The following is a 10,210-nucleotide window of genomic DNA, read 5'->3' on the forward strand; positions in this document are numbered from 1 at the left end:
ATCCACGACTTGACCGTGCCCACCGGCGTGGCGAGCCGATGTGCGATCTGTTCATGCGTATAGCCTTCGACGAAGGCATAGACGATGCATTCGCGCCGGCGTTCTTCGAGTCGCTCCATGCAGCGCTGGAGCGAGGCGCTGTCGGTGTTGGCCAGGTCGATGGCCGCTTGCGTGCCGGCGTCATCAGCGATCTGATCGATGTCGTCACCCACCGGCATTTCGCGCTTGACGCGGCGCGCCTCGTCGAGTGCGCGATGGCGCACCACCGTGTAGAGCCAGCCGCGCGCGGAGCCGAGCGCGCGCTGATAGGTGGACGCGCGCTGCCAGACCAGGAGAAAGGCGTCCTGCAGCACGTCGTGCGCGGTGTCGCGGTCGCGCACGATGCGCAGCGCCACGCCGAGCAGCCAGCGCGCCTCCCGTTCGTACAGCGCGCGCAGCGCGAAGTGCTCGCCGCGGGCGCAGGCTTCGAGAGCGGCTTCGTAGTCGAACGCGTCGGGTGGGGCAGCGGGCATGGGGCGGCGGGCGGGCGGGGGAGTCGGCGCATTCTAGGAACAGAGGATCAAACGCGGCATTGCGCCAGATCCGACCGCTGCGTCATGGGACTACGGGCCGGACGGTTCGCTCGGATGCACCGGTCCGAAGAAAAGCCGTCGCTCTTCGACCTGGACTGACGCGCCCACAAGAAAGGGCGCCGTCGGCGCCCTTGTCTCGGAGCGAGGAAACCCGCTCAGATTTCTTCGTACAGCGGCAAGGTCAGGAACTCCGCGAACTCGTCCTGCGTGCTCATCTGCTCGAAGATCTCGGCCGCGCGGTCGATGGTCGTGCCCTCGTAGCCGGCGTCCTTGATGCCCTGCAGTTCCTCCGCCACCATCTTGCGCACCATCTCGGCAGTGATCTTGCGGCCGTCCTGCAGCACGCCCTTGGGCGAGCGGATCCACTGCCACACCTGCGAGCGGCTGATCTCCGCCGTGGCCGCGTCTTCCATCAGGTTGTAGATCGGCACGCAGCCGTTGCCGGCCAGCCAGGAGCCGAGGTAGTAGATGCCGACGTTGATGTTCATCCGCAGGCCGGCCTCGGTGATCGGCGCCTCGGGCTTGAAGTCGATCAACTGTGCGGCGGTGACGTGCACATACGGCTTCTTGCGATCGAGCTGGTTGGGCCGATCGCCCAGCACGTCGACGAATTCCTTCATCGCCACGTCGACGAGCCCCGGGTGCGCGACCCAGCCGCCGTCGTAGCCGTCCATCGCGTCGGAGCGCTTGTCCTTGACGATGCCTTCCATCGCGATGGCGTTCTTCTCGGGGTCGTTCTTGATCGGAATGAGCGCGCTCATGCCGCCGATGGCCGGCGCATTGCGGTGGTGGCAGGTCTTGAGCAGCAGCAGCGCATAGGCGCGCATGAAGGGCGCCTTCATCGTCACCTTGACGCGGTCGGCCAGGCAGAAGTCGAGGTCGCATCTGAACTTCTTGATGCACGAGAAGATGTAGTCCCAGCGCCCGGCGTTCAGGCCCGCGCTGTGCTCGCGCAGCTCGTACAGGATCTCGTCCATCTCGAACGCGGCGAGCAGGGTCTCGATCAGCACCGTCGCCTTGATCGTGCCTTGCGGCAGGCCGAGCTCGTTTTGCGTCATCACGAACACGTCGTTCCACAGCCGCGCTTCGAGGTGGCTTTCGAGCTTGGGCAGGTAGAAGTAGGGGCCGGCGCCGCGCGCCAGTTGTTCCTTGGCGTTGTGGAACATGAACAGGGCGAAGTCGAACAGGCCGCCCTGCACCCGCTGGCCGTCGATCAGCACGTGCTTCTCGTCGAGGTGCCAGCCACGCGGGCGCACCTGCAGCGTGGCGATCTTGTCGTTGAGCTTGTAGGTCTTGCCGGCCTGGCCGAGGGTGAGCGTGCGGCGGATCGCCTTGTACAGGTTGATCTGGCCCTGGATCAGGTTGGCCCAGACCGGCGAGTTGCTGTCCTCGAAGTCGGTCATGTAGCTGTCCGCCCCCGAGTTGTAGGCGTTGATGACCATCTTGGCCTCGACCGGGCCGGTGATCTCGACGCGCCGGCACTCCAGCGCCTTGGGCAGCGGCGCGATGGTCCAGTCGCCTTCGCGGATGTGCTTGGTCTCCGGCAGGAAGTCGGGCCGCTCGCCGGCGTCCAGGCGCTTGGCGCGTTCGGCGCGGGCGGCGAGCAGTTCCTGGCGGCGCGGCTCGAACTCGCGGTGCAGCTTGGCCACCAGTTCGAGCGCTTCTTTCGTGAGGATGGTCTCGAAGCCGGGCAGGATGGGCGCGTTGACCTGCACGCCGGCAGGCAGTTGAAGAGTCGTCATGGCTGTTTCCTGGAGCAGGGGTTCATGGATCAGGGAGCGGGAAAGAATTCGAGCACGTCGCGCAGGCTGCTGCCGATGCGGGTGGGTTCGGTGTCCAGCGCGTCGAGCGGTAGTTTGTAGCGGTTGACCCAGAGCGTCGTGTAGCCGTGCCAGGTGGCGCCTATGGCGTCCCAGCCGTTGCTGGAGACAAAAAGAATCTGCTTCGCCGGCCGGCCCAGCGCCTGCGTGCCCAAAGCATAGGTGGCGGGATCGGTCTTGTAGCGCTGAACCGCGTCCACGCTGAGCAGATGATTCACCAAGCCCTCGATGCCGGCGCTCTTGACGGCAACAGCAAGCATGTCGGGGTCGCCGTTGCTGAGGATGCCGGTCGGGATGCCGCGCGCCTTCAGGGCCGTGAGCACCGCCTTGTTCTCGGGAAAGGCGCTGAGGTGACGGTATTGGTTGAGCAGTTGCGCCTCGCGCTCGGCGCTCAGGTCCAGCCCGAGGCGGTGGGCGGCGAAGCGCAGGCCGGCGCGCGTCAGTTCCCAGAACGGCCGGAAGCGCTGGCTCATCGAAACCAGCCGCGTGTATTCGATCTGCTTGTCGCGCCAGAGCACGGCGAGTGCTTCGCCACGGCCGGGAAAAAGCTGCTCGGCCAGGGTGCCGACGCTGTACACGTCGAACAGCGTGCCGTAGGCGTCGAACAGGACGGCTTGGACGTTCGGCGTCGTCGAGGTCTTCATCGAGCGGCGACTGTATTGCGAAGTCGCGTTCCTATTAGGCCGCTGCAGTGGCTTGATCTTTTACCGGCACGAGCCTAATCTCGCTCGCCCCAGCCTGACTACTACGATGGATCGCCTGAAGCAGATCGAATCCTTTGCCGCCGTGGCCGTCAAGGGCAGCCTGACCGCCGCCGCACTGGCCGAGGGCGTGGCGCCCGCGGTGATCGGCCGGCGCATCGACGCGCTGGAAGAGCGCCTGGGCGTCAAGCTGCTGTTGCGCACCACGCGGCGCATCACGCTCACCCATGAAGGCAGCGCCTTTCTCGAAGACGCGCAGCGTCTGCTCGCCGACATGGCCAATGCCGAGGCCAGCGTCAGCGCCGGCGGCGTCAAGGCCAGCGGCCACCTGCGGCTCACGGCACCGGCCGGCTTCGGCCGGCGCCATGTGGCGCCGCTGGTGCCGCGCTTCGCCGAGTCGCACCGCGATGTGTCGGTGTCGCTCAATTTGTCGGACCGGGTGGTCGACATCGTCAATGAAGGCTACGACTGCGCCGTGCGCGTGGGCGACCTGCCCGACTCCAGCCTGGTGAGCCTGCGCCTGGCCGACAACCGGCGCCTGTGCGTGGCCGCGCCCGAATACATCAAGCGGGCCGGCGTGCCGCAGCACCCGAGCGAGCTGGCCCGCCACCAGTGCCTGACCCTCAGCTCGGAAGCAGGCCAGTCGCGCGGCTGGGCCTTCACCATCGACGGCGAAGTCGCGCACCTGCGCCCGAGCGGGCGCTACGACTGCTCCGACGGTCAGGTGCTGCACGACTGGTGCCTCGCCGGGCAGGGCATTGCGTGGCGCAGCACCTGGGAGGTCGAGCAAGAGGTCGCGCGCGGCGATCTGATCAGCGTGCTCGACGCCTTCGCGGCGCCCCCGAACGGCATCTACGCCGTGTTCCCGCAGCGCAAGCACCTGCCGCTGCGCGTGCGGCTGTGGATCGACTTTCTCAAGCACACCTACGGGGATGCGGGCTACTGGGCATTGGCGAGTTGACCGTCGGTTCTCAGCCGGCGCGCCGGTCGGCCTACTTCTTCGCCGACAAGCACTCTTTCATGAACGCCTTGCGCTCGTCGCCGGTTTTTCCTGCGGCGTCCTTGTTGCACAGGCTCATCTTTTCCTGCTGGGTCGGCGGCTTGGCCGACAGGCACTCCTTCATGAAGGCCTTGCGCTCGTCGCCCGCCTTGCCTGCGGCGTCCTTGTTGCAGGTGGCCATCTTGGTCTGCTGCGCGGTCGGCGCCTTGGCGGCGCCCTTTTCCATGTCGGGCGCGTCGCGATGGGTGGTTGCCTGAGCCGGTCCGAACAGGCAAGCGGCCACGATCAACGCAGTGAAACGGTGCTTCATTGACTCTCCTCTTGCCTCATGGAGGCGGTGGCGGAATTGCCGCTTCGATTCAAGCATGCGCGCCTGTCCGCAACAACGGGGCGACACGGGAGGTGGCTGCCGACTGTCAGCTTCGGCGCGCAGCGAACTCGCGCCCCACAAGGTCGACACTCAGAGAATACGCCGCGGATAGGCCAGCGCTTCGTGCGCCACATGCAGGCGGCGCACCAGCACGCGGATAAACGCTTCGTCGAACAGGTGGCGGGAGCCGGGGCTCAAGCGCGCCAGCGATTCGGGCGTGAAAGAGATCATCGTCGCCGGCTCCACCACCGCCACGTCGGTGCTGTGGCGCTTGAGCTCGGGGTTGGGGGCTAGGTACACCATCTCGCCCACCGAGGTGCCGGCACCGAGGTGCGCCACGCGCACGCCGTCGCGGTGCACGTCCACCGAGCCGGCGGCAATGATGTGGAAGGTGTTGCCTTCCTCGCCCTTGCGGTAGATCAGGTGCCCTTGCGAATAGCGCTGCCACGTGGCGCGGTGCACCACTTCCCACAGTTCCACATCGCCGAACAGGCTGAAGAACTCGAGCGCGCGTAGCAGGTTGAAGCGTTCCGAGTCGAGCACGTTCTGCCGCCCGCCGCGCGGCACCTGGCGGTTGGCGACCAGCCCCGAGAGGGCCTGCGCGAAGTCGTCCCAGCCGGCGTAGCGATCGGCGGGCTGCTTGGCCAGCGCGCGCTGGATCACGGCGTCGAGCGCCGGATCGACCCCGGCGCGCAGTTCGGTCAGGGGCGCCGGCTTCGCGCCGTAGATCTGCGCCATCAGCACCGATTGCGCCGCGGCGTCGAAAGGCTGGCGCCCGGCGATCAGGTGGTAGAGCACGGCGCCGAGCGAATAGATGTCGGCGCGCGGATCGAGCGCGTCGCCGTCGAGCTGTTCGGGCGACATGTAGGCCAGCGAGCCGACGCGAAACACCTGCGTCGTGTCGGCATGCAGGTTGAGCACGCTGCCGAAGTCGCTCACCTTCACTTCGGTGATGTCGCCGCCCACCGTCACCGCCAGCAGATTGGCGGGCTTCACATCGCGGTGGATCAGGCCCTGGCGCGACACGTAGCCCAGCGCCATCGCGCACTTGAAGCCGATCTCGACGATCTGGTCGAGCGGCAGGAGCTGGTCGGCGCGGCAGTAGGGCCGCAGCGTCGTGCCGGGCACGTACTCCATGACCACGTAAGGCTCGTTCGGGTCGGCAACGGCGTCGAAGATCTGCACCACGTTCGGGTGCTGCAGCCGGCCTACGAGGGCGGCTTCGGCTGCGAAGAAGCGGGCCTGCAGCGCGCCTTCGCTCACGTCGGACAAGGCCCCCGCGCGCACGCGCTTGACCGCGACCTCGCGGGCGTTGAAGTCATCGACGCACAGAAAGACTTCGCTGGTCGCGCCTTCGCCGAGCAGGCGCAGCACGCGGTACTTGCCGATCTGGCTGGGAAGGGGCGAGGCGAGGGAAGGCGTCATGAGGCGGCAGGGTGTGCCGTATCTTTCCACCGCCATGGAGAAGCGGCAACCGGCGCGACATGATGCCTGCGTGCAAACGTGACGGAGTTCCAGGCCCCGGCTGACGCGCCATCCCGCCCCCTAAAATCGTTCGATGATCCGTGTCCAGCAAGAGCTCCTGCAGGCCCTCGGCGAGGTGCTCGCCGAGCTGGCCCCCGAGCACCCCGCCACCGCCGCCTTCGAAAGCCCAAAGCAGGCCGCGCATGGCGACCTCGCCTGCACCGCGGCGATGCAGCTCGCCAAGCCGCTGCGGCGCAATCCGCGCGAGCTTGCCGCCGCACTCGTCGAAGCGCTCCAGCGGCGCGCGGCGGTGCAGCGCTGGGTCCAGTCCATGGAGATCGCCGGGCCCGGCTTCATCAACCTGCGCCTCACGCCGGCCGCGCGCCAGCAGGTCGTCGCCGAGGTTCTGGAGGCCAAGGCGCGCTTCGGCCGCCAGCCGGCCCGGCCTGAGCGGGTGCTGGTCGAGTTCGTCTCCGCCAATCCGACCGGGCCGCTGCACGTGGGCCACGGCCGGCAGGCCGCGCTGGGCGATGCGATCTGCCGCCTGTTCGAAACGCAGGGCTGGCAGGTCACGCGCGAGTTCTATTACAACGACGCCGGTGTGCAGATCGCCACGCTGGCTGCCTCGACGAAGGCGCGCATCGAAGGCCGCAAGCCCGGCGATGCCGCCTGGCCCGAGACCGCCTACAACGGCGATTACATCGCCGATATCGCCGCAGATTTCATGGCGGGCAAGACGGTGAAGGCCGACGACCGCTCGTTCACCGCCTCTGGCGACCCGCAGGATCTCGAAGGCATCCGCCAGTTCGCGGTGGCCTACCTGCGCCACGAACAGGATCTCGACCTGCGCGCCTTCGGCGTGGCCTTCGACAACTACTTTCTCGAGTCGGGCCTTTACACGAACGGCAAGGTCGAGCAGGCGGTGCAGCGCCTGTCGGCCGCCGGCAAGACCTTCGAGGACGGCGGAGCCCTGTGGTTGCGCAGCACGGACTACGGCGACGACAAGGACCGCGTCATGCGCAAGTCCGACGGCAGCTACACCTACTTCGTGCCCGACGTGGCCTACCACCTCGACAAGTGGGCGCGCGGCTTCACCAAGGTCATCAACATCCAGGGCAGCGACCACCACGGCACCATCGCCCGCGTGCGCGCCGGCCTGCAGGCGGCGGGTGCCGGCATCCCGCCCGGCTACCCCGATTACGTGCTGCACAAGATGGTCACGGTGATGAAAGGCGGCGAGGAGGTCAAGATCTCCAAGCGCGCCGGCAGCTACGTGACCCTGCGCGACCTGATCGACTGGACCGGCCGCGACGCGGTGCGCTTCTTCCTCAACAGCCGCAAGGCCGACACCGAGTTCGTGTTCGACGTCGACCTGGCGCTCAAGACCAGCGACGAGAACCCGGTGTATTACGTTCAGTACGCGCACGCGCGCATCTGCTCCGTGCTGCGCCAGTGGCAGGCGCAGCAGGCGGCCGGCGGCACGGCGGCGTCGGCGGACCCGAGCGCGGACCTTGTCCAGGCGGATCTTTCGCGGCTCACCGCGCCGACCGAGGCGACGCTGATGCTCAAGCTCGCCGCGTACCCAAGCATGCTCGCCTCGGCCGCCAACGACCTCGCGCCCCACGACGTGGGCTTCTACCTGCGCGACCTGGCGGGCGCCTTCCACAGCTATTACGCGGCCGAGCGCTTCCTCGGCGAGGATGCCGATCTGACCCACGCGCGCCTGGCCTTGCTGGCCGCCACCGCGCAGGTGCTGGCGGGCGGGCTGGCCGTGCTCGGCGTTGCCGCACCCGAAAAGATGTGACCCGGAGTTCTTCGATGCCCGCTCTTTCCCGTTCACCCGCGCGCCGCACCCAGCACGGCGGCTTTTTCATCGGTTTGGTCGTCGGCGGGCTGGTCGGTCTGGCGCTCGCGCTCGGCGTGGCGCTGTACGTCACCAAAGTGCCGATCCCTTTCATCGACAAGGTGCCGCAGCGCACCGCCGAGCAGGACGCCGCCGAGGCCGCGAAGAACAAGAACTGGAACCCCAACCTGCCGCTGGCCGGCAAGAACCCGGCCGTGTCCGGCTCGGCGCCGCCCGGCCCGCCGGCCGGGGTGGTGCTGCCGCCGCCCTTCACCGACCCGGTGACCGGCGAGCCGACGGCCGCCGCGCCGTCGCGCAATCCGGCGGCCATCCTCGGCGACGATCCCCGTGTTGCGCGGCCCGTCAATCCGCCGACCGACGCGTTCGTGTATTTCGTGCAGGTCGGCGCTTACGGCCGCACCGAGGAAGCCGAGGCGCAACGGGCCCGCCTCGCGATCCAGGGGTTCGAGTCCAGGATCAGCGAACGCGAGCAAGCCGGGCGCATCGTTTACCGGGTGCGCGTGGGGCCGTTCAACGATCGCGCCGAGGCCCAATCCACGAAGGACACGCTCGATGGCAGCGGCACCACCACGGCTTTGGTGCGGGTGCAGAAGTGAACTTCGACACCGCGTCGCACTCCACCGTTGCAGCCCGCAACAGCGCGCACTGCTTGAGCGTCGCTCGCCTACTCGCACCGCTCCACTTCGCATTTCACCGAGAGGAATATCAATGAACCGTCGCGACTTCACGACCTTCGCCGCCGCAGGCCCGTTGGCCGGCCTGCTGCTTCCCACATCGGTGCTGGCCCAGGGCGCGCCTGTCGAGGGCAAGGACTATGTGAAGCTTTCGCAGCGCCAGCCGACGCAGGATCCGAAGCGGCTCGAAGTGGTCGAGTTCTTCTGGTATGGCTGCCCGCACTGCCATAGCTTCGAGCCGGCGCTCGAAGCGTGGGTCAAGAAGCTGCCGCCCGAGGTGAACTTCCGCCGCCTGCCGGTGGCGTTCCGCGAAGTCCCGTTCGTGCTGCACCAGAAGCTCTATTTCGCGCTCGAAGCCCTGAATCTGGTCGATCAGCTGCACATCAAGGTCTTCACCGCGATGCACGTCGAACGTAACCCGCTCAGCACGCCCGAATCGATCGGCAACTTCGTGGCGAAGAACGGCGTCGACAAGGCGAAATTCCTCGACACGATGAACTCCTTCGGCGTGCAGGCCAAAGCCAAACAGGCGGCCGCACTGTCGAGCGGCTACCGGATCGACGGCACGCCGGCTTTGGGCATCGACGGCCGCTTCACCACTTCCGGTTCGATGGCCGGCTCGAACGACCGGGCGCTCGCCGTCACCGACTACCTCTTGGCGCAATCGCGCAAGGGTTGAGTTCAGCGGCTCGATGTCCGCCTGCGCGGCAGGGCCGGCAGGGACAGCGCGCTTCTTCGAGGGGGTGACGTTGCGCAAAAACGTGCGGCGCACCCTCTAGAATCGGCAGCAAGATTCATGCCGATTCAGCCGTGATGCCCTTCCTGTTTCTCCGCGCCGCCGCCCTGTTCGCCGTGGCCGCCGTCCTTGCCGCACCGGCGTGGGCGGCCAATGTCGACCGCAACCAGCCGCTCAACTTCGCAGCCGATTCGGCACGGGTCGACGAGCAAAAGCAGGTCAACATCCTTCAAGGCAACGTCGAGATCACCAAGGGCACGATCGTGATCCGCGCCGATCGCGTCGAGGTCCGGCAAAGCCCGCAGGGTTACCAGTCGGCCATTGCCACCGGCTGGCCCGACAAGCGGGCCTACTTTCGCCAGAAGCGCGAAGGCACCGACGAGTACATCGAGGGCGAGGCCCAGCGCCTCGAGTACGACGGCCGCAACGACAGCATCAAGCTGATCAACCAGGCAGTGATGCGGCGCTTTCGCGGCGGCACGGTCACCGACGAGGTGTCGGGCAACACCATTTCCTACGACAACACCACCGAGGTCTTCCAGGTGATCGGCGGGCCCGACTCCGCGGCACCCTCCGGCCGCGTGCGCGGCGTGCTCACACCACGCGACACGGCCGGCTCTGCGCCGGCCGCTGCGCCCGCTGCGGCGCCGGCAAAGCCGGCCTCCGCGCCATGAGCCGCCGAGTCGCTCTTACGGCTACAGCCAAGACCACGACTGCGGGGCTTGCCTTATGAGCGCACAGCCGCAAGCGGCCGTCAGCCGGCTCGAAGCGACGGGCCTGCAAAAAAGCTATGGCGCACGCAAGGTGGTCAAGGACGTGCACGTCGCCGTGGCCGCCGGCGAGGTGGTCGGCCTGCTCGGCCCCAACGGGGCCGGCAAGACCACCAGCTTCTACATGATCGTGGGGCTGGTGCGTGCCGACGCCGGCGAGATCAGCCTCGACGGCGCGCCGATCGAGCGGCTGCCGATCCACCAGCGTTCGCGGCTGGGACTGTCGTATCTGCCGCAGG

The 10,210-nt window shown here is 67.6% G+C and carries 11 protein-coding genes; 6 read left to right on the plus strand and 5 right to left on the minus strand.

Translation table 11 applies throughout. The annotated features are described in order from the left end of the window. From H0W38_RS08470 to H0W38_RS08480, 3 genes are all read right to left on the minus strand, one after another. The coding region (locus H0W38_RS08470) for a sigma-70 family RNA polymerase sigma factor (protein ID WP_292452866.1) at positions 1–512 on the minus strand (512 nt) is incomplete at its 3' end. Positions 513–727: 215 nt separating this feature from the next. Then, on the minus strand, positions 728–2,314 hold the full coding sequence (gene aceB / locus H0W38_RS08475) for a malate synthase A (protein WP_292452868.1): 1,587 nt from the start codon (positions 2,312–2,314) through the stop codon (positions 728–730). A 29-nt stretch (positions 2,315–2,343) separates the two neighbouring features. Further along, positions 2,344–3,036, minus strand: a complete 693-nt coding sequence (locus H0W38_RS08480) for a haloacid dehalogenase type II (protein ID WP_292452870.1) — start codon at positions 3,034–3,036, stop codon at positions 2,344–2,346. A 106-nt stretch (positions 3,037–3,142) separates the two neighbouring features. Between H0W38_RS08480 and H0W38_RS08485 the strand changes: the two genes are divergently transcribed. Continuing rightward, positions 3,143–4,054, plus strand: a complete 912-nt coding sequence (locus tag H0W38_RS08485; protein ID WP_292452872.1) for a LysR family transcriptional regulator — start codon at positions 3,143–3,145, stop codon at positions 4,052–4,054. Positions 4,055–4,085: 31 nt separating this feature from the next. Here the strand turns inward: H0W38_RS08485 and H0W38_RS08490 are convergent, their stop codons facing one another. Continuing rightward, positions 4,086–4,319: a PsiF family protein gene (locus H0W38_RS08490; RefSeq protein ID WP_292452883.1), complete on the minus strand. Its 234-nt coding sequence runs from the start codon at positions 4,317–4,319 to the stop codon at positions 4,086–4,088. A gap of 234 nt (positions 4,320–4,553) precedes the next feature. Then, on the minus strand, positions 4,554–5,888 hold the full coding sequence (locus tag H0W38_RS08495; RefSeq protein ID WP_292452874.1) for a serine/threonine-protein kinase: 1,335 nt from the start codon (positions 5,886–5,888) through the stop codon (positions 4,554–4,556). 133 nt (positions 5,889–6,021) lie between these two features. On the opposite strand from H0W38_RS08495, the gene argS reads away from it, so the two are divergent. The 5 genes from argS to H0W38_RS08520 all read left to right on the plus strand — a co-directional run. Next, positions 6,022–7,731 carry an arginine--tRNA ligase gene (argS, locus tag H0W38_RS08500; protein ID WP_292452876.1) on the plus strand — a complete coding sequence of 570 codons (1,710 nt, stop codon included), beginning with the start codon at positions 6,022–6,024 and terminating at the stop codon, positions 7,729–7,731. A 14-nt stretch (positions 7,732–7,745) separates the two neighbouring features. Continuing rightward, the gene (locus tag H0W38_RS08505) at positions 7,746–8,387 is read left to right on the plus strand and encodes an SPOR domain-containing protein (RefSeq protein WP_292452878.1); all 642 of its coding nucleotides are present in this window, start codon (positions 7,746–7,748) and stop codon (positions 8,385–8,387) included. A 112-nt stretch (positions 8,388–8,499) separates the two neighbouring features. Further along, positions 8,500–9,144 (plus strand): thiol:disulfide interchange protein DsbA/DsbL, encoded by a 645-nt coding sequence (locus H0W38_RS08510; protein WP_292452880.1) that lies wholly within the window; start codon positions 8,500–8,502, stop codon positions 9,142–9,144. 134 nt (positions 9,145–9,278) lie between these two features. Further along, complete coding sequence (gene lptA, locus H0W38_RS08515) at positions 9,279–9,875, plus strand: lipopolysaccharide transport periplasmic protein LptA (RefSeq protein WP_292452884.1); 597 nt, start codon at positions 9,279–9,281, stop codon at positions 9,873–9,875. Positions 9,876–9,930: 55 nt separating this feature from the next. Next, positions 9,931–10,210, plus strand: a 280-nt coding sequence (locus H0W38_RS08520) for an ATP-binding cassette domain-containing protein (protein WP_292452882.1), incomplete at its 3' end; no start/stop codon positions are given.

The sequence above is a fragment of the Methylibium sp. genome (assembly GCF_013817365.1).
Taxonomy (GTDB): Bacteria; Pseudomonadota; Gammaproteobacteria; order Burkholderiales; family Burkholderiaceae_C; genus Methylibium.